The following is a 19,410-nucleotide window of genomic DNA, read 5'->3' as shown; positions in this document are numbered from 1 at the left end:
TCCCACCCCGGCTCCATGAACAGAAAATGTGCGTGGTTTTCGACCGCCAAAAAGGTCGCCCGGTCTCCGTAAAGCTCCGCCAACGCGCGGCAGGTGTTGGGGTTCACGGCCCGGTCCTCGGTGCCGGATACGATCAGAACCGGGCAGTCGACTTTGTCGATATCGACCTTCATCGCGTGATGATCGTCGAACATCCAAAAAAACATTTCGAACATGACCCGCCCGCTTTCGGCGCCCAACTGGTCGAACACCTCGTGCTGTTGCGCCTCGGGCATCTTGTTCAGCGCAAAGGGGGCCATCAGGTCGAAATCGACGCGCATGGGCTGTTTCCAGAACGCCCCGCCCTCCATCAGCGCGCGCGGCACGGCGCGTTCGTCATCGGTTTCGGGCAGCGTGCCCCACGGCGCGTTCGGGTTGATCAGAACGATGGCGCTGGCCAAACCGCGAGACGCCACCTGCTGCGCCACGACGCCCGCGATGGCGTGGCCCAGCAAGACCGGCTTGCTGTCCAATCCTTGCACGAATGTGGCGATATCATCGGCGTAGTCCGTGACACTGGTATCGGTCAGACCCGGGTCCGGCTCGGCCTTGGGATCGCCACCGTGATAGCGCAGCGCGGGCGTGTGCACCGTCCAGCCACGCGCCCGGAAGAAGCCCGCATAATCCTCCATACACCACGGGCCCGCGAAGGCCCCGTGGATCAGAACAATCTCTTTGGTCATGAAAAACGCTCCCTCATCTTTCAGCAGTATGAAAGACGAGCATGCGCATCCGCAAGACGTTTACAACGCCGCCCGGAACAGCGCTGTCAGGTTCTCTTCGGTCAGTTCGATTGGGTTGCCACCACAAGACGGATCGATGATCGCACCCCTGACCAGTTCGGGGATCGCGGCCTCGGTCACGCCCAGGTCGGACAGTTTGCGCGGGATACCCAGCGAGTCGTTGAACGTCTGCACGAAGGCGCGGAACCCGTCGAAACCCCCGTCAATCCCGAGATATGCGGCAGCCGCGTCGAACCGGTCGGCGATGGCAGGTGCGTTGAAGTCAAGCACCGCCGGCATGCATACCGCGTTGGTGGTCCCGTGATGGGTGTTGAAATGCGCGCCGATTGGATGGCTCATCGCATGAACCGCGCCAAGACCCTTTTGGAACGCGGTGGCCCCCATCGCGGCCGCGCTCATCATATGGGCGCGCGCCTCGATGTCGGTTCCGTCAGCATAGGCGCGCGGCAGGTAGTCCTTGACCAAACGCATCCCTTCCAACGCCATGCCCTGGCTCATCGGATGGTAATGCGGGCTGGAAAACGCCTCGACACAATGGGCAAAGGCATCCAGACCGGTTCCGGCCGTTATGAACTTGGGCATCCCGACGGTCAGTTCCGGGTCACAGATCACTACGGTTGGCAGCACCTTTGGGTGAAAGATGATCTTCTTGACGTGGGTTTGCGAGTTTGTGATGACGCTGGCCCGGCCAACTTCGGATCCGGTTCCAGCGGTCGTGGGCACCGCGATGATCGGCGCGATGGCATCGGCATCGGCGCGTGTCCACCAATCGCCAATATCCTCGAAATCCCAGACGGGGCGCGATTGCCCGGCCATGAACGCGACCATCTTTCCCAGATCCAGCCCCGATCCGCCGCCGAAGGCAATCACCCCGTCATGCCCCCCTGCCGTGTATGCCGCAACTCCGGCCTCGAGGTTTCGTTCATTGGGGTTCGGGTCCACATCTGCAAACAATGCCCGACCCAGACCCGCAACCTCCATAATGTCCAGCGTTGCAGTCGTGATCGGAAGTTCGGAAAGGCCCTTGTCTGTCACCAGCAACGGACGCTTCATCCCGGCAGCGGCGCAGGCCTGCGGCAATTCCGATAAGCGTCCGGCACCGAATTTGATCGCGGTCGGGTAGGACCAGTTGCCAACTAGGCTCATGATGTCACCTTTTTCAGATGGTAGGATTTTGGGCGCGTGAGGTTGTGAAAACCGATCACCGACAACCCGCCGCCGCGTCCGGTATTTTTGCAGCCCGTCCAGCAGAGGCCGGGATCAAGATAGTCTGCCCGGTTCATGAAAACGGTGCCCGTTTCAATCTGGTCCCCAATCCGGGCCGCGCGATCCACATCGCGCGTCCATAGACTGGCCGTCAGGCCAAACTCGCTGTCATTCATCAGCCCGATCGCTTCGGCGTCAGAGGATACCTTCATGATCCCGACCACCGGGCCGAAACTCTCTTCGCGCATCACGCGCATGTCGTGGGTCACGTTGGTCAGGATCTGCGGCGTCAGATAAGCGGCGCCATCGTCCTCCGGAAAGGTATCGATATGGGTCACGGCGCCTGCCTCTACCGCTTCGGCGATCTGGGCGCGAACCTGCTCGGCAAAGCGCGTATTCGCCATAGGTCCAATCGTCGTCTGCCCATCCAGCGGGTTACCCAGTTTGTACCCCTGCACAATGTCGACAGCCTTGGCCAGGAACTCATCAAAAAGGCTGTCGTGGACGTAAATCCGTTCAATCCCGCAACAGCACTGACCCGAATTGAACATCGCCCCGTCGATGAGGGTCTCCACAGCTGCGTCCAGATCGGCATCGTCCATGACATACCCTGGATCCTTGCCGCCAAGTTCCGTGCCGACACCGGTAAACGTTCCGGCTGCGGCCCTTTCCATTGCCTGACCACCGCCAACCGAGCCAGTGAAATTCACAAAGTCGAACGCTTTGCTCGCGATCAGATCATGGGTCACGTCGTGGCTAAGAAATACATTCTGGAACACATCGGCGGGAACACCGGCGGCATGAAAGGCCTGCACTATGCGCTCGCCCACCAGAAGGGTCTGCGTGGCGTGTTTCAACACAACAGTATTGCCGGCGATCAGCGCCGGTGCCACCGTATTGATGGCCGTCATATAGGGGTAGTTCCAGGGTGCGACGACAAAAACCACACCCTGCGGAACACGCCTTATATACCGCCTAAAGGTGTCATCTTCGCCAACCTGGATATCGGCCAGGGCCTCCTCGGCAATATCGGCCATGTGGCTTGCGCGTTCTTCGAACCCACCAAACTCGCCACCGTAGCGAACGGGCCGGCCCATCATATGCGCAAGTTCAGGAACAATTTCCTCATTCATCGCGCCGACGGCAGCTACACCGGCTCTCACAAGGTCAATCCGCTCTTGCAATGGCCGCGCCGCCCAGGCCGCTTGTGCAGCTCTGGCGCGTTCCGCAACTTCAAAAGCCGCTTCGCGCGACAAAACCTCTCGCTCGGCAAAGACCGATCCGTCAATCGGCGAGATGCACTTCAACACCTGACCCATTTCCACTCCATTCAAAAAGAAAACAGGATCCCTGCTTCATCTGGCCAAAAATATCCCGGGGAGCGCGAGGGGCTGGCCCCTCGCCCGACGCCTACGCCCGCTCAAAACCGCGGGCAATTTCCCAATCCGTCACAACACGCTCGAATTCCTCGACTTCAACCTCCGCAGCCCGGGCATAATGATCGACAACACCACCGCCCATCGCGGCACGCAGCATTTCGGACCCATGCAGAGCGTCCCGCGCAGCCCGCAGGTTTGCAGGAATGCTGCCGCTGTCCCCCTGATAGGCATCGCCCGATGTGGGGGGCTGCAACTCCAATCCTTCCTCGATCCCCGCGATACCGGCGGCCAGCATTCCTGCCATCGCCAGGTAGGGGTTGATATCCGAACCCGGTATCCGGCACTCAATTCGCACCGACTTGGTTCCATCCCCGCACAAACGGAAACCGGCGGTTCGGTTGTCCACTGACCAGATGATGCGCGTGGGCGCAAAAGTTCCTTTCACGAACCGTTTGTAGCTGTTGACATAGGGGGCCATGAAGCAGGTGTAGTCGGCCGCGTATTTCAATAGACCCGCGACATAGCTTTTCATCACGTCCGACATTCCCAGCGGATCGGATGGCTCGAAAAACGCGGGTTTCCCATCTTTCCAAAGCGATTGGTGGATGTGAGACGAACTGCCGACTTTGTCATGATGCCATTTCGGCAGAAACGTCGCGGCGTGACCGTGCTGCCAGGCGATTTCCTTCACCGCGTTCTTGGCGATCGAATGATACTCTGCCGTGTCCATCGCGGGCGCGTATTTGATGTTCAGTTCTTCCTGACCCGTTTCCGCCTCGCCCTTCGAGTTCTCGACCGGTATGCCTGCATCCCACAAATGATTGCGGACCGGGCGCATCACGTGTTCTTCCTTGGTCGTCTGAAGGATATGGTAGTCCTCGTTGTAACCCGAGATCGGCTCCAGATCGCGGAAACCCTCTTTGCGGATCGCATCAAAGCTCTTTTCAAACAAAAAGAACTCCAGCTCGGTGGCGCACATGGCCTCATAGCCCATGGCCTTGAGCCGGTTGACCTGCTTCTTGAGGACCGAGCGTGGCGCGTGCGGTACTTCCTCGTGCGTATGATGATCCAGAACGTCACACATCACCATCGCGGTACCGTCCAGCCAAGGCACGGGCCGCAATGTGTCGAGGTCCGGTTTCATGACGTAGTCGCCATACCCGCGTTCCCAGCTGGTTGCCTCGTACCCGTCCGGTGTGCCCATTTCCAGATCGGTTGCCAGCAGATAGTTGCAGCAATGGGTTTCTTCCCAAGCGCCCGCAACAAAATGTCCGGCGTGGAACCTCTTGCCCATCAAGCGCCCCTGCATATCGACCATGCAGACGAGCACAGTGTCGATTTCCCCGTTGGAAACCTGCGATTTAAGATGTTCGAACGTCAGCATGCGCGACCTCTGTTACGTGCGGGAAATTTCCACCAAATTTCCAAAGCTTCAATGAGACCGGCCCGCGATCGTACGGGCCGGTCCTGTTCTGTCAGCCGTAGCGATATGGCCGCCCGGCTTTCAGCATTTCAGCATTGTAGCGTTTGAAGATGTCCACGACCTTTGCTTTGGTCTCGGATTCTGCTGCGATTTCGTCCCAGAACTTCACCGCGGCCTCTTCAACCGTGGCCCATTCCTCATCCGGGATCGTGGTCAACTGCATCTTGGTTCCGTTCACGCGCAGATTGGCCTCGCCACCCCAGTACCACCACTGGCGGTAGTAATGGGATTGGTCGCAGCATACCTTGAACAAGGTTTGCAGATCTTCAGGCAACTCGTTCCACCGATCCATATTCGCAAAGAAGTGACCAGCCCACGCCCCCGAGACGTTGTTCGTCAGGAAATAGTTGGTCACATCGGCCCACCCGACTGTGTAATCTTCGGTGATGCCGGACCAGGCGATGCCGTCCAACTCGCCCGTTTGCACGGCGACTTCGATGTCTTCCCACGGCAGCGTGACGGGCACCACGCCGAACTGAGACAGGAACCGACCCGCTGTCGGGAAGGTAAAGATGCGCTTGCCCTTCATGTCTTCGAGAGAGTTGATCGGGTCCTTGGTGGCAAAGTGGCATGGATCCCATGCACCGGCACTAATGTGCTTGACGCCAACCTTCGAATATTCCTCGTCCCAGATTTCGTTGAGCCCCCACTGATTGAACAGCACCGGAACATCAAGCGAGTAACGGGATGCAAACGGAAAGTAGCCGCCGAATACGGTTACTTCGGTCGGTGAGGCCATCGAGTCGTCGTCCGACTGAACCGCATCAATGGTTCCCTTTTGCATGGCGCGAAACAGTTCGCCGGTCGGGACCAACTGATCCGCATAGAACAGTTCGATCTGCATCCGGTCGCCCGCGATCTGGTTGAACATCTTGATCGCCGGATCAATCACGTGCTCGGCCAAAGCCGGGCCTGCGTAGGTCTGCATCCGCCAGGTAATCGTGTTTTGTGCCAGCGCCGGCGCGGCCAAAGGCGCGGCAGCAACGCCAACCCCTGCGGTTTTCAAAAACTTGCGTCTTGTCGTCATGTCAATTTCCTCTCCGTTGAAGTTGTTGTGCCCGCTCACCGGGCCTTCTGGTTAGTTTCCGTAAATGTATCCGGGCAGCCAAAGCGCGATTTCCGGGAAGACCATTATGATAATCAGCGCCAGCACCATAACGCCGACAAAAGGGATGATCGAACGATAGATGTCTTTCAGCCCAATCTCGGGCGGTGCCATCGCGCGCATCAGGAACAGGTTGTAGCCGAACGGGGGTGTCATATAAGCGATCTGCGTCGTGATCGTGTACAGCACCCCGTACCAGATCAGGTCGAAACCCAAAGCGCCAACCAGCGGCACATAAAGCGGCGCCACGATGACCAGCATGGCGGTATCGTCCAGAAAAGTGCCCATGACGATGAAGCTGAGTTGCATCAGGATCAGGATCATCCAAGGCGACAGACCCAATTGCTCGGTAAACAGGTTGTCGATTGCTTTGACGGCACCAAGACCGTCGAATACGGCCCCAAAGCCCAGCGCGGCAAGAATGATCCACATGAACATGCAGGAAATCGCCAGCGTCTGCTTGGTACAGGTCTCGAAAATCTTCCAGGTCATCCGACGTTTGACGACCGAAACGATCAACGCCGTCAACGCTCCGATGGCCGAGCTTTCCACCAGCGACGTCCAGCCATTGACGAAGGGAACCATCATCGCGGCAAAAATAATCAGCGGCAGCGCCCCTGCCCCCAACAGCCTTATCTTCTCGGCTCGCGACACTTCGTGCACGTCTTCCATCGCCGGACCCAGGTTCGGCTGGATACGGCAACGGATCCAAATATAGAGGATGAAGAGACCGGCCATCATAAGACCCGGCAGGATGCCCGCCAGCCACAACTGCCCAACCGGCTGTCTTGCAATCATCGCATAAAGCACCAAAACCACAGACGGCGGTACGAGGATGCCAAGGCTCGATCCGGCCTGAATAACGCCAGTCACCATGATCTTGTCATAGCCGCGCCTGAGAAGTTCCGGCAGCGCGATTGTCGCACCGATCGCCATGCCCGCAACACTCAGCCCGTTCATGGCCGACACCAAGACCATCAGGCCAATCGTGCCGATTGCCAGCCCGCCATTGACCGGCCCCATCCAGACGTGGAACATCCGGTAAAGATCATCCGCCAGCCGACTTTCGCTCAGCACGTAGCCCATGAAAATAAACATCGGCAGGGTCAACAGCGGGTACCATTTCATCAGTTTCATGGCGGCCGAGAAGGTGATGTCCTGCCCACCCGTACCCCACAATGCCAGCGCGGCGATTGTGGCGACGGCACCGATTGCGCCAAAAACGCGCTGCCCGGTGAACAGCATCAGCATCATCAATGCAAACATGAAGATGGCAATGTATTCCTGACTCATGCCCGCCGGACCCCGATTTCCTGCCCGTTGATCCGGGCTATGTCTTTGAAAAACTCAGAAACCGCTTGCAGCAGCATCAGGAAAAAGCCGAAGACCATGATCGCTTTGACCGGCCAGATATAGGGCCGCCATGCGGTTGATGAACGTTCCAGCCGACCAATTTCCTCGGTCCCCGTTACCAGCCCCGAGAAGTAAGACAAAGGCGCGTCGCCCCAGTACCCCAGGCTGTAAGCCGTCGAGCCGAGGCCGCCATAAAGCAGCACACCCAGATACAGGATAAGCAGCAAAACCGTAAACGCGTCGAACCAGGCTTTCTTATGCGGGCTCCAGTTGTGGTAGAACAGGTCCATCCGGACGTTGGACCCAAGCTGGATCGAATAGGGACCGCCCAGTATGTAATAGGTCACCATTGCGAACTGAGCCATTTCCAAGGTCCAAAGCGATGGCAGAAAGAACGTCTTCGAGACCGAGGACCACAACAGAATCCCCATCATCACGAACAGGCCCCACATCATCACCCGTCCGATCCGGTAGTTGACCGCATCCACGACCCGCACGTATCCGGCCATCGCGCCCATCACGCGACATTCCTTTCGTCAAATTTCGTCAGCGTCCGCATGATCCAAGGGGCGAGGTCGTCGGCCATCTTCTGTTGCTGCTCTGGTGTTTGGATCAGGTCGTTTCGTATTTCGATCATGACGTTCAACAGACCAGAGGGCGCGGCCTGAACGTCCAGCGTATGCGCAACGCCATCGGCAGCGGAATACGGCTGGTTCAATCGAACAACCCAAGGCGCCGCATCAGGCACCGTGGCCAGCATGGCCCTTGCAAAACGATCATCCTCACCATGCAAAAGTCCTATTTCAACCGCCCGGCTCTGCCCCCTGTAAACGGGAGTGAAGCTGTGCACGGTCACCATCAGCTTGAGCGACGCCCGGTTTTGCGTGATCTCGTCCAAAACGGACGCGGCAAAGGGCTGATAGATTCGCTCGATCCGCGCGGCGCGTTGACTTGCGGTTAAATTCGCATTGGCAGGAATGGGTATGTCCTCGCTGCTTGCGGGCATCGCATCAGCCGCTTCGGGTGGGCGATTGCAATCGTAGACCAATCGCGAAACGCCACCATAGATCAACGTGGCCGACATGTGATCCGAGATCGCCTGCGCAACAGTCAAGGCACCGGGATCCCAGGCAATATGGCTTTGCAGCGCCTCGCGGCTAAGCCCCATGTCACCGAAATCCTCGGGGATGCGGTTCGAGGCATGCTCGCACACCACAAGGACCGAAGGCGCGCCGTCGGCCTTGGATACATGAACGACCGGGCCGAAAACCGGATCGTTGCTGGGCGATTCCAAATGGTTCATCTGGAAAAATCTCTACATTAGCCGTTCACCTGTCAATATTTTTCCTGTATGAATTTCGACAGGCCTGCCGATACTGTCAAAAATTGAACAAAAGGCAGCGCAACCGAAGGAGGCTTTACGTGCGGGTGACAGAAAAGCTCCTTGCTCATCGGGAAGACATGACGCCGTCTGAGCGTCAGTTGGTCAACGTCTTGCTGGACGATTATCCCATGGCAGGGCTGGGCAGCATTACCGAACTGGCCAGCATTGCGTCTGTCTCGACCACCACGGTTGCGCGGATGCTGCAAAAAACCGGATTCGAAGGCTATCCGCAGTTTCAGGCAGCGGTTCGGAACGAGGTCAAGGAGATGATCTCGGGACCAGAGGCCAAACGCGACGTGTGGCAAAATGATCTGCCGGAAGAACACATTCTGAACCGCTACTCGCGGCAGGCGCTGGAAAACCAAAAACGCTCTATCGACGAGATTGATCCGGAAGAGTTCGACAGTTTTTGTCGCTTGCTGTGCGACCCGAACCGCCACGTGTTCATAACCGGTGGCCGTATTACCGGAGCTTTGGCGCGTTATCTGTACCTACACCTTCAAATGATCCGCCCGGATGTGAAATTACTGGCCGACGCGGCATCGTGGACGCACGACTTGCTGGAAATACGCGAAGGGGACGTATTGGTTGCGCTGGACGTGCGCCGTTATGAAAACACCACATTGCTAATAGGCCAGTTGTGCCACGAACGCGGGGCCGAGGTTGTCTTGCTGACGGATCAGTGGCGTTCACCCATTCACCGCCTTGCAAAACACACCTTTGCCGCTCGGATCGCCGTGCCGTCAGCCTGGGATTCAATGGCCGCCCTTCTCGTGCTTATGGAATGCGTGATCGCGGAAGCACAAGAACGGCTGTGGGACAGTGTGAAACAGCGAACCGATGCTCTGGAACAGGCATTTGACCGGACGAAACTGTTCCGCAAATTCGGACAAGGCTCGGGCTCGTAAGCCATTTCTGTCGGGCGGTACCCGCAACAACTACGCGTGAGGGCTGTTGCGCCTTGGTATGCAGAACGTACACTTGGCCCCATGACATTTGTGACTGAAAATCAATTGCCCCTGCTGATCCTGTTCTTTTTGGCCGGGTTGATCGGAACCGGTTTTCTTTTCCGCAAACCAGCCGGCCACCGCGCGTGGAAGCTGGCCGATCTGGTCTGGGTCGTGTTGGGTGGCGTAGGTGCTTTGGTTGCGGTGCTGGCCGGGCTTTACACCACAGACAGTTCGCGGTTGGACCGACAGATTGACGTCGCTTACGCGGCAACGCTGGCCTTTGACCGCGACGCGGCCCGGTTCAGGCTACGCTTCTGCGACCCGGCTTATGACCCCGATACCGCTGTTTTGTGCGACAAGGTTGAATTTCTGTCGGCCTCGACCGCAAGCAACGCGGACCTACCGCTGTTCATTGCCGTCACAAACGAGGTTGCGCCCTTGCAAGGGCTGCAGTTTTTGTTCGGTCGCCAGACCAGAGACGACATGGAGGAAGCGCGCGGAATGGCCGCAAAGGCAGATGCGTTCGATATCGAGCAGTTCCTTGTCTTCACATCACTCGATGATGCGACCCGGACTGCGATCGACAATATGCGCCGCAAAGTCCCCGCAATTGCGGGAGACTATTTGATCCTCGCCCAAAGTTATGACGATTTGATCGAACAGGTTGGAAAACTGAAGGACGAGTGGGAATACCTGCAGGCCAATGCCCACATTCTGGTGCTGCAGATCATCGCGTTGTGCCTTGTCAGCTTTGCAGCGCCCTTCCGGCTGGGAAAATCCGTGGTCGAGCTGCGCGCTTCGTTCAGCGACGATACGCCCGAGCCAGACTTTCAGGATCGGCGCCCAGATAGTAGCGCGCCAACGTCCACAGGTTCCGCGCCCCCCGCCGAACCCAGCCCTGATGGACATAACGCTCCGCACTCGTAACCGCGTCCACTCTCAGCACCGACACACGCGGCAACGCACGCACAAGTGCCACGTCCTCCATCAGCGCTTGGTCAGGGAAACCGCCTGCCTTGATGTAGTCCAACCGCCGCACCAGCAATCCCTGATCGCCATAGGGCAGACCCAAAAGGCGACTGCGCAGGTTGGCCCATCCGGCGACCCAGGCGGGCCCAAACCCCGAAGCGCGGAACCTGAGCCGACAAGCAGCCGGTCGTCCCGTTGGAAGATGGCTCGACACGATCTCGGCCCAACCCTGTTGCAACACTGTGTCCGCGTGAACAATGAACAGCCAGTCTCCGCTGGCGACCTCGCACCCGCGCCTCAGCTGGCCACCGCGGGACGCCGCACCTTGAACGATCCGGGCACCGGCCTCATCTGCAATATCAAGTGTCTGATCCACAGACCCGCCATCACTGATGACCAATTCGCGGATCAGACCCGCATGCACGCCCTCCATCAGCGCCTGCAGTGTTCTGGGCAGGTCCGCCGCCGCATTCAAAGTTGGGATCACAATACTGATCGGGGCGGACACGAACGAAACCCTCTGGTCATGGCGGTGCGAACCCCTATATCACGGAGCCAAGACAAATGATAAGGATCAACCGATGTCCGACCGCCGCATGTTGCGCCTGACCGGGGCGGATACAGATAGCTTCCTGCAAGGGCTGGTGACCAACGACTTGGCTCGCCTGGACGAAGGATTGGTTTATGCGGCCCTGCTGACCCCGCAGGGCAAGTATCTGGCGGATTTCTTTCTGCATCGGGACGGTGACTCAATCCTGTTGGACGTCGCGGACGACCTTGCCGATGACTTGGTGAAACGCCTTGGCATGTACAAGCTTCGGGCCGATGTGGCCATTGACGGCACTGACCTGAACCTCCAGCGTGGCACAGGGCCTGCGCCCGAAGGCGCCCTGCCCGACCCGCGCCACCCGGATCTGGGTTGGCGGGCCTACTCGACCGCAGCGGCCAGCGATGACGGGTCGGATTGGGACGCGATCCGCGTGCAGAACTGCATCCCTGAAACCGGGATCGAGCTGACCCCGGACAGCTATATTCTGGAATCAGGCCTTGAGGCTTTGAATGGGCTGGATTTCAAGAAAGGGTGTTATGTCGGGCAGGAAGTGACCGCCCGCATGAAACACAAAACCCAGCTGCGCAAAGGGCTGCGGCAGGTTGAGGTCGACGGCAATGCGCCGGTCGGGTCCGAGATTACAGCGAACGGCAAGCCTGCCGGCACGTTGTTTACCCAATCCGGAGGCCGAGCGATTGCGTATTTGCGATTTGACCGCGCCACCGGCGATATGCAGGCCGGGGATGCCATCGTCCGACTGGTTTCCTAGGCTGGGCGCGACGGCGGGTCTGGCAGGCCGCTTACGCCTTTGACCATTTCGTCTTGCGCGGTATCACTGAGGTCACGCAAGCGATTGGGTTAACCGTATGTTTCGCCTTTACACCGCGATCTGGCGCGCCAGCGCCGGTCGTCAGATCATCCTTATCATTCTGTCCATTGCGATTGCGGCCCTCGCCGCCGTGCCGCTGGAATTCCAGCGGGACATCATCAACCATCTGACGACGAAAGAAATCGAGACGGACCGCCTGATCCTGCTTGGCGCAGGTATGATGGGCGTCATACTTCTGAGCCTTGGGCTGAAATGGGTTCTGGGATTTCGAGCAGGAACACTGGGCGAAGACCTGATCCGAATGATCCGACAGCGTCTGCTGGCGCGGGCAGTCGACGTTGGCGAAGACGGCGAAAACGTTCGAAAAGGCACGATGACGACGGCCATTTCGGCCGAGGCCGAAGAGCTGGGCAAATTCGCCGGTGGCGCGTTCTCCGATCCGGTTGTCCAGATCGGAACACTGATAAGCGTGATCGGCTATATTTCGTCGACCCAACCCGGGTTGGGAGCGATTGCTTTTTCAATGATCCTTCCGCAGATCATCATCGTCCTGATTTCGCAGCGCAAGGTGAACAGATTTGTCGCTGATCGCGTTCGCATCCTGCGAAGGGCAACGGACGAACTGACGCTGGAGGATATCCAGAAAGTTTCGAAAGACATCGAAGCCCAGTTTGACGACATCTTTGAGACCCGAAGAAAGATGTTCCTGTGGAAACTGTCCGCCAAATTCCTGCTGAGCGTCATAAACGGTGCCGGAACGGTCGGCGTTCTCATGCTGGGCGGCTGGTTGGTGTTGCAGGGAAAGACCGATGTCGGCACTGTCGTTGCGGCCACCAGCGGACTGAGCCGCATCCAGGGCCCGACTTCGTTCCTGATCGCCTTCTACCGTCAGGTCAGCGCCAACCGGATCAAGTATGACCTGATGCTGGAACTGTTCGGCCCCCACCCTGAGCGGTACCGCCAATTGAAGCGCGGTCGAAAATAGAGGACCGTCAATGCGGTCCTCTCGATTTCATCGCTGGCGCAATCAGGCGCGCTCGGAATATTCCATCGTCTCGGTGTTCACGACGATCATTTCGTCCTGGCCGATGAATGGCGGCACCATCACCTTGACGCCATTGTCCAGAACTGCCGGTTTGAACGAGTTCGCAGCTGTCTGACCTTTGACCACTGGCTCGGTCTCGACGATCTTGCACGTGACCTTCTGGGGCAGCGTGGCGTTCAGTGCTTCGGACTCATAGAACTCGACCACAATTGTCATGCCGTCCTGCAGAAACGGGCGGCGTTCCCCCAGCAGGTCGGATGGCAGTTCGATTTGTTCGTAGGTTTCGGAATCCATGAACACCAGCATGCCGTCGGACTCGTAAAGAAACTGCTGGTCCTTTTGCTCAAGCCGGACACGTTCTACCTTGTCAGCCGACCGGAACCGTTCGTTCAGCTTGGACCCGTTACGCAGGTTGCGCAGCTCGACCTGGGCAAAAGCACCGCCTTTACCGGGCTTTACATGGTCCACTTTGACGGCTGCCCACAGCCCGTCGTTATGCTCAAGCACATTGCCGGGGCGAATTTCGTTCCCATTTATCTTGGGCATTACATAAATCCTTCACAAACGGTTGATGCGTCAGTTGTCGTCCCTATATCTGGCGTGACCACACCTGACAAGACAACGAGACCTAGTGCTGCAGTTGCAGCAAGCTATGCAAATGACGCAACGCAACTATGCATTTTAGGTGTATCCGAATCGCACCTAATAGGTCATAAGGACCGTCACGCCGAAAATGCAAGAGCAAGAACAACAAGGAAGACGAGATGAGAGATTTCGTTGACGGCACTGCCTTTAACAATGAGCAAGGCAATCGTGCGCGCAAACTTTTTGCGGCCGTTGTGTTGGCTGCACTCGATGACGCAATCGCCGACGACAAGAAGTATGGAAATGGCCCGGAACAGATCGCACGCTGGGCGCGTTCGCGCGATGGGCGCGAGGTTTTGTCCTGCGCGGGCATCGACCCGAATGAACGTGTTGTAAGTGGCCTGATGGAATTCGTTGGCCGTGGCGTGCGCACCTCGGTTGCGTTGTCGCGGGAAGAAAGCGAACGCCGCAACGCGGCGCATCAGGCGGAAGCCGCCTAAGCACATCAGACGATTGGCTGAAAAAGCGCGCTCCTATCAACGGAGCGCGCTTTTCATTTGTCACATCGGCTTCAGAAGAAAAGCAGCCATTGCCGTGCAACCCAGACCTCTGCCGCCAATAGCGCTGCAAAGAACAGTTTGGCCGACACAGAAAGGCCCCTTCTCCAAAGCACCAGATAGCACCCCGCGCAGACCACGACAGAGACAAGCACTGTCCAAGGGTTTTCCCAATAGCTGATTGGGCTGTGAAACACCCAATCACTCAGTGGCCAGAATTGTGGGCGCCCGTCACCGGCATGCAACGGGAAATCCAACGCCAGATGCAGTAGACCGGCTGACGCCGTCACAGTCAGAAATCGCCAGCTCCGCCACATTGCCAGTAGCAAAACCAGCCCCCAAAGAATGAACGAATTGTCTATGGCAAACACCGTCTGCCAAGCCGGTGAAAAGTACAGATCGTTGAAAACCACCTGCGGCGAAATCCCAAGGACGTACAAGGATGTCCCGGCCATCAAATAGAGCGACAGATCCGGCAACAATGACCCCAGCAATGCCGCCCACAGGGTTCGACCGCTTGCAGGCCGCGCAAATGCGGCGGCGCCGATCAAAAGATGCGCGGGCGTGTTCATACGGGCTTTTCCTTTGCCTGCAAATCAGGTCATCTGCGCGACAAGATAGGAGACAGGTCATGGTTCGGTCCATCATGATTCAGGGCACCGGCAGCAATGTCGGGAAATCGGTACTGGTGGCCGGTCTGGCCCGTGCGTTCACCCGGCGTGGTCTACGGGTTGCACCGTTCAAACCTCAGAACATGTCAAACAACGCAGCAGTTGCCGAAAGCGGGGGAGAGATCGGACGGGCACAAGCGCTTCAGGCTCGGGCTGCGAAACGCCCAACGCACACAGACATGAACCCGATACTGCTCAAGCCCGAAACGGACACAGGCGCTCAGGTCATCGTGCATGGGCAACGGGCTGGCACGATGCGGGCGGCAGACTACCGCAAGGACAAATCCAAGCTTCTTAGCGCCGCGCTGGAGAGTTTTGATCGCCTTTGCGAGGATGCGGATCTGGTCCTTGTCGAAGGCGCCGGCAGCCCGGCCGAGACCAATCTGCGCAAAGGCGACATCGCGAATATGGGTTTCGCTTGCGTGGCGGGTGTCCCCGTTATTTTGGTCGGGGACATCCATCGCGGGGGCGTCATTGCTCAGATCGTTGGTACCCAGGCCGTTCTTGATGCCGGCGATCTGAAGACGATCCGCGGCTTTGCCGTCAACCGGTTCAAAGGCGACGTAACCCTGTTCGATGACGGACGCGATGATATCGCCTCGCGCACCGGTTGGCCTTGCGTGGGTGTGGTTCCCTGGTTCGACGACGCCTGGAAATTACCCGCCGAAGACATGATGGACATCCGTTCGCATACCGGTGGTGCATGCAAAGTCGCTGTTCCGCAGCTTGCGCGGATGGCAAATTTCGACGATCTGGATCCACTATCCGCCGAACCCGGCGTCTCGGTCGAGATTGTGCCTGCCGGACGCGCCCTGCCCGGCGATGCAGATCTCGTCCTGCTGCCCGGCAGCAAGTCTACAATCGGCGATTTGGCCTACTTCCGGGCCCAAGGCTGGGATGTCGACCTTTACGCCCACGTGAGGCGCGGCGGGCATGTTCTGGGCCTTTGCGGCGGATACCAGATGCTTGGAAAGACGATATCCGATCCCGAAGGCGTGGATGGGCGTCAAGGTTCGGTAGCGGGTTTAGGTCTGTTGAATGTTGATACGACTATGGCCGGACAGAAACAGGTGACGTTGCGCAACGCAGTCGCCCGACCGGATGGCCAAGCAGTCAGCGGCTACGAAATTCACATGGGACACACCGAAGGTCCGGACTGTAATCGGGCGTGGCTGGAAATTGACGGTCGCCCGGAAGGCGCAGCCAGCCCGAACGGGCGCATTCGCGGCAGCTACCTGCATGGTATTTTCTCGTCCGACGCCTTCCGCGCCAGTTTTCTTGCGCAGTTGGGCGTGACGTCAGAACTTGCCTACGAAGACGGCGTTGAACAGGTGCTGGATACGCTGGCCGACCATCTTGAACAGCATATGGATCTCGATTTGCTGCTCTCGCTTGCTCAAACGCCGCGCAGGCAATAAGCGCTATTTCGCGCCCTGCTCCGCCAAAGCTTTGTTGATCTCGCGCCGCACCATCTTCCGGATGTTGCGCGTAATCCCTTCACCCAAGGCACCCTGCAGCTCCTTGCGAACAATCTGTGCCACCAGCTCACTCAGAGCCTCTTCGTCCAACGTAGGGGCTGCCGCGACCGGGGGATCGACGAGATCGTTGCTGCGGGTGAACATGACGGGTGTTTCGACGGTTTCGGGTTTCGGCTCGGCGGTTTCTTCGGGCCAGTCCACTGCCTTGGTTGGCGTTCCGGAATAAGCATCGTCGCTTTCGCCATCCGGTTCCCACTGATCTTCGGTCCGGGCGATTGCAGCTTCGAGCGCTTCGATCTTGGCGCTCAGACTGCCGGCAAGATCGCGCTTTTCTCTGCCTTCAGGCACGGCGCTCTCTTGCGAGACGGGCTTATCGGCTTCGCTCGAACTTCGGTTTGCCGGGGCTTCGGTGGGCGTGACGATGTCATTGGCGCTCAGCCGCATCGGTTCTGGCTTGTTGGCCGGGGTTTTTTCGGCCGGTTTCGGGGCGACGGGCACCGCGCTGAACTCGGGCACCAGCTTTAGCGGCTTTGGGTCCTTCTGCTCTGTGACCCTTAGCGATTCGGTCAGAACCAGCCTGCCCGGCTTCCGCCCCGGTGAGTTCGGTATGAAAATAAACTCCGAGTCTTCGCGCACTTCTTCGCTAACCAATCGCTTAACCGAGGACAAAACGTCCCCGGTGTCCGATTTCACGACATTATCTGACATTGTTCTCTACCGCTCTTGCCCTTTGGTCCGAGTGTAGCCAATCGGACCAACGCGAACAACCGGTCGAATTGCGCCTCAGTCGCGCCGCAATGCCTTCAGGACCCGATCTAGGTCTTTGCTCTGTTTGCTGACCTGCGCCGGCGCCTTCTTCACAAGGTTGTAGTACAGCGTCGGGTCGTAAATCTGCACTGCGAGACCCAGGCGTTCAGCCGTCAAAAGGCCCTGCGCCTGCAGCAACTGATAAGCCGCCAAAGACCGTTCGGTGCGCGAGGCGACCTCGGCCAATTGCGCATCCAGCAAGTCCTGCTGAGCGGCCAGAACGTCAAGCGTGGTCCGGGCGCCCAGGGTGGCCTCTTCGCGGATCCCGTCAAACGCAACCTGTGACGCGCGCACACGCTCGGTCGATGCTGTCAGGCTGGCAGTTGCGGTCTGGAACCGGACATAGGCGTCGGTCACACCTTGCGTGATGTCTTTTTGTACGTTCAGAAGGTTGGCCCGCGAGGCGTCCCGCGTTGCCATCGCCCGCCGCACCGACGCAGCCAGCCGACCACCCGCATAAAGCGGCTGTGTCAGGTCAAGCGAGACACGCCCGGCATTGCGATAGTCATCGTCGTCATAGCTTTCGGTGATGCCCGCGTCTGCGTTCAAGCGCACGTTCGGCCCAAGGTTGGCCCGCTGCTGCTGCACGATCAAATCAAGCGCACGCACCTGATGCTGAGCGGACAGGATCGCCGGGTGATTGCGCTGCGCAAGCGACTGCGCCTCTGGTTCCGATCGTGGCAAACTGGGCAGGCTGGGCTGACCAGCCGTACGACCGGGCAATTTGCCGACCGCATTGACGTATTCCGCCTGCGCCGTACTCAATGCGCCCCGCGCATCGGCCAAATCCGCACGCGAGCTGGCAAGCTGTGCTTCGGACAATGCAACGTCGGTCCGGGTCACCTCGCCCACTTCGAACCTGTCCTGCGATGCACGAAGTTCTTCCGCCGAAAGATCGACGTTGTTTTGACGAATGCCAACGGTTTCTTCCTGCAACAACACGCTCAGATACGCCGTCGTGGCCCGGAACAGGATCTGCTGTTCGATATCGATCAAGGATTGACGCGTTGCCAGGACAGTCTCTTGTGCGGACTGTTTGCCCAGGATCGACGCGCCACCATCGTAAATCAGCTGGCTCAATGTCAGACCTGTGAAGAACTCTGACGGTTCATCTGTCGTGACCGTGCCATCCAGACGTGTGCGCGAAAAATCCTGACTGACCCGCGCCGTCCAGTTGATGATCGGGCGCAATGCGGCAAGTGCAATTGCGACGTCTTCGTCTGCTGCACGCAACAACGCCCGATTCTGCTCAAGCAGGCCGCTGGTGTTGTAGGCCCCAATAAACGCGTCCGTCAGATTGTCAGCCCAAGCGGGCCGTTCTGACATGGCTCCCAAAGCAATGCTCGCGGTCAAAGCAAGCACTTTGACGAGCTTTCCTTTCGCCGTCCAACGCATATCGTAATCCTCTCAAACCAATTTTACGCTGCCTCACGAACAGTTTGCGTCAGTGTTTTCAAGTAATCAAGGCGACAAAAATTTTTGCCAAACGACTATAGCGAAAATGCATCCACTACCGAAAAAGCAGCCAAAACAGGGGCCGACGCGTTGAATGCATGACGCCACGTGACCCGACCGGCCGACTTAAGACCGATCTTCACTGTACCCAATTCACCGTCCATAAACAAACATGCGATCCGTCCACCGTCCTTGAGCTGGTCCAGAATGCCCTGCGGAACCTGTTCTACACCTCCCTGAATCATGATCACGTCATAGGGACCATGCTCGGCGGCCCCCTCGTCCAACGGACCTGTGTGGATAATGGCGTTGTCGACGTCCTCGTCCATCAAAACCGACTGTGCTTCGGTCGCAAGCTCTTCGTTGTCTTCGACGCCCACCACCAGTTCTGCCATCCGCGCCGCAATTGCTGTCGAATAGCCAAGCGCCGGACCTATGTCCAAAACCACCTCGTCATTCGCGATGTTCACGGCATCCAGCATTTTGGCAAACGTGCGAGGTTCAAGAATAAAGCGCCCGTTGCCCAGGTCGACCATGTCCTCGACATAGGCCGCCTCGCGTTGCCCATCCGGCACAAAGTTCTCGCGCTTCACGGTGAGCATTGCGTCGATGATGGGAAACTTCGTCACATCCGAGGGCCGCACTTGCGTATCGACCATCGTAAGGCGGCGGGCTGCGAAATCTGTCATGGCATCGCTCGTTCAATTTCCGACGTACCCTCGGCTTGTGCCACATCCGACCCCTTGCGGCAACGGGCCGATGCACGGTTTGAAGAAACGCAGTTGCCGCCCGGCCAGATCACAGTAATTCGCCATTGTCGCG

19 protein-coding genes are annotated in these 19,410 nt (G+C 58.3%); 5 read left to right on the top strand and 14 right to left on the bottom strand.

The annotated features are described in order from the left end of the window. The 8 genes from RA28_RS07615 to RA28_RS07580 all read right to left on the bottom strand — a co-directional run. Positions 1-722, bottom strand: a 722-nt coding sequence (locus RA28_RS07615) for an alpha/beta hydrolase (RefSeq protein WP_039525363.1), incomplete at its 3' end; no start/stop codon positions are given. A 60-nt stretch (positions 723-782) separates the two neighbouring features. After that, the gene (locus RA28_RS07610; protein WP_039525360.1) at positions 783-1,928 is read right to left on the bottom strand and encodes an iron-containing alcohol dehydrogenase; all 1,146 of its coding nucleotides are present in this window, start codon (positions 1,926-1,928) and stop codon (positions 783-785) included. After that, complete coding sequence (locus tag RA28_RS07605; protein WP_039525358.1) at positions 1,925-3,307, bottom strand: aldehyde dehydrogenase family protein; 1,383 nt, start codon at positions 3,305-3,307, stop codon at positions 1,925-1,927. Before RA28_RS07605 ends, RA28_RS07610 begins: the two co-directional genes overlap by 4 nt. 91 nt (positions 3,308-3,398) lie before the next feature. Continuing rightward, a complete protein-coding gene (locus RA28_RS07600) occupies positions 3,399-4,751 on the bottom strand; it encodes a glutamine synthetase family protein (RefSeq protein ID WP_039525354.1) in 1,353 nt (450 codons plus the stop codon). 91 nt (positions 4,752-4,842) lie between these two features. Next, positions 4,843-5,877 carry a TRAP transporter substrate-binding protein gene (locus RA28_RS07595; protein ID WP_039526177.1) on the bottom strand — a complete coding sequence of 345 codons (1,035 nt, stop codon included), beginning with the start codon at positions 5,875-5,877 and terminating at the stop codon, positions 4,843-4,845. 51 nt (positions 5,878-5,928) lie between these two features. Beyond that, complete coding sequence (locus RA28_RS07590) at positions 5,929-7,248, bottom strand: TRAP transporter large permease (protein ID WP_039525352.1); 1,320 nt, start codon at positions 7,246-7,248, stop codon at positions 5,929-5,931. After that, positions 7,245-7,826: a TRAP transporter small permease subunit gene (locus tag RA28_RS07585; protein WP_193747369.1), complete on the bottom strand. Its 582-nt coding sequence runs from the start codon at positions 7,824-7,826 to the stop codon at positions 7,245-7,247. The genes RA28_RS07590 and RA28_RS07585 overlap by 4 nt, the downstream gene beginning before the upstream one ends. Beyond that, positions 7,826-8,611 carry an N-formylglutamate amidohydrolase gene (locus RA28_RS07580; RefSeq protein ID WP_039525346.1) on the bottom strand — a complete coding sequence of 262 codons (786 nt, stop codon included), beginning with the start codon at positions 8,609-8,611 and terminating at the stop codon, positions 7,826-7,828. The genes RA28_RS07585 and RA28_RS07580 overlap by 1 nt, the downstream gene beginning before the upstream one ends. A gap of 125 nt (positions 8,612-8,736) precedes the next feature. On the opposite strand from RA28_RS07580, the gene RA28_RS07575 reads away from it, so the two are divergent. Further along, the gene (locus tag RA28_RS07575; protein ID WP_241481083.1) at positions 8,737-9,600 is read left to right on the top strand and encodes a MurR/RpiR family transcriptional regulator; all 864 of its coding nucleotides are present in this window, start codon (positions 8,737-8,739) and stop codon (positions 9,598-9,600) included. Between the two features lie 844 nt (positions 9,601-10,444). Here the strand turns inward: RA28_RS07575 and RA28_RS22480 are convergent. After that, positions 10,445-11,119 (bottom strand): TIGR04283 family arsenosugar biosynthesis glycosyltransferase, encoded by a 675-nt coding sequence (locus tag RA28_RS22480; RefSeq protein WP_082029746.1) that lies wholly within the window; start codon positions 11,117-11,119, stop codon positions 10,445-10,447. Positions 11,120-11,192: 73 nt separating this feature from the next. Between RA28_RS22480 and ygfZ the strand changes: the two genes are divergently transcribed. Continuing rightward, entirely contained in the window at positions 11,193-11,930 is a 738-nt protein-coding gene (ygfZ, locus tag RA28_RS07565; protein WP_039525338.1) for a CAF17-like 4Fe-4S cluster assembly/insertion protein YgfZ, read from the top strand. A 97-nt stretch (positions 11,931-12,027) separates the two neighbouring features. Next, positions 12,028-12,975: an ABC transporter ATP-binding protein gene (locus RA28_RS07560; protein WP_039525336.1), complete on the top strand. Its 948-nt coding sequence runs from the start codon at positions 12,028-12,030 to the stop codon at positions 12,973-12,975. A 42-nt stretch (positions 12,976-13,017) separates the two neighbouring features. Here RA28_RS07560 and efp read toward each other — a convergent pair whose 3' ends face one another. After that, on the bottom strand, positions 13,018-13,581 hold the full coding sequence (gene efp, locus RA28_RS07555) for an elongation factor P (protein WP_039525334.1): 564 nt from the start codon (positions 13,579-13,581) through the stop codon (positions 13,018-13,020). 218 nt (positions 13,582-13,799) lie between these two features. On the opposite strand from efp, the gene RA28_RS07550 reads away from it, so the two are divergent. Beyond that, positions 13,800-14,120, top strand: coding sequence for a DUF6280 family protein (locus RA28_RS07550; protein ID WP_039525333.1), 321 nt, complete (start codon positions 13,800-13,802; stop codon positions 14,118-14,120). 71 nt (positions 14,121-14,191) lie between these two features. Here RA28_RS07550 and RA28_RS07545 read toward each other — a convergent pair whose 3' ends face one another. Further along, positions 14,192-14,749, bottom strand: coding sequence for a cobalamin biosynthesis protein CobQ (locus tag RA28_RS07545; RefSeq protein WP_039525330.1), 558 nt, complete (start codon positions 14,747-14,749; stop codon positions 14,192-14,194). A 59-nt stretch (positions 14,750-14,808) separates the two neighbouring features. Between RA28_RS07545 and RA28_RS07540 the strand changes: the two genes are divergently transcribed. Beyond that, positions 14,809-16,266 (top strand): cobyric acid synthase, encoded by a 1,458-nt coding sequence (locus RA28_RS07540; protein WP_039525329.1) that lies wholly within the window; start codon positions 14,809-14,811, stop codon positions 16,264-16,266. Positions 16,267-16,269: 3 nt separating this feature from the next. Here the strand turns inward: RA28_RS07540 and RA28_RS07535 are convergent, their stop codons facing one another. The 3 genes from RA28_RS07535 to RA28_RS07525 form a co-directional block, all read right to left on the bottom strand. Beyond that, positions 16,270-17,034 carry a hypothetical protein gene (locus RA28_RS07535; RefSeq protein ID WP_039525322.1) on the bottom strand — a complete coding sequence of 255 codons (765 nt, stop codon included), beginning with the start codon at positions 17,032-17,034 and terminating at the stop codon, positions 16,270-16,272. A 75-nt stretch (positions 17,035-17,109) separates the two neighbouring features. Continuing rightward, on the bottom strand, positions 17,110-18,528 hold the full coding sequence (locus RA28_RS07530) for a TolC family outer membrane protein (protein ID WP_039525303.1): 1,419 nt from the start codon (positions 18,526-18,528) through the stop codon (positions 17,110-17,112). A 95-nt stretch (positions 18,529-18,623) separates the two neighbouring features. After that, on the bottom strand, positions 18,624-19,277 hold the full coding sequence (locus RA28_RS07525; protein WP_039525300.1) for a protein-L-isoaspartate O-methyltransferase family protein: 654 nt from the start codon (positions 19,275-19,277) through the stop codon (positions 18,624-18,626). Between the last annotated feature and the right edge of the window lie 133 nt (positions 19,278-19,410).

The organism is Ruegeria sp. ANG-S4 (assembly GCF_000814005.1).
Classification (GTDB): Bacteria; Pseudomonadota; Alphaproteobacteria; order Rhodobacterales; family Rhodobacteraceae; genus Ruegeria.
Note: the sequence above shows the minus strand (reverse complement) of the source record. Positions and strands in the feature narration are given on the sequence as shown.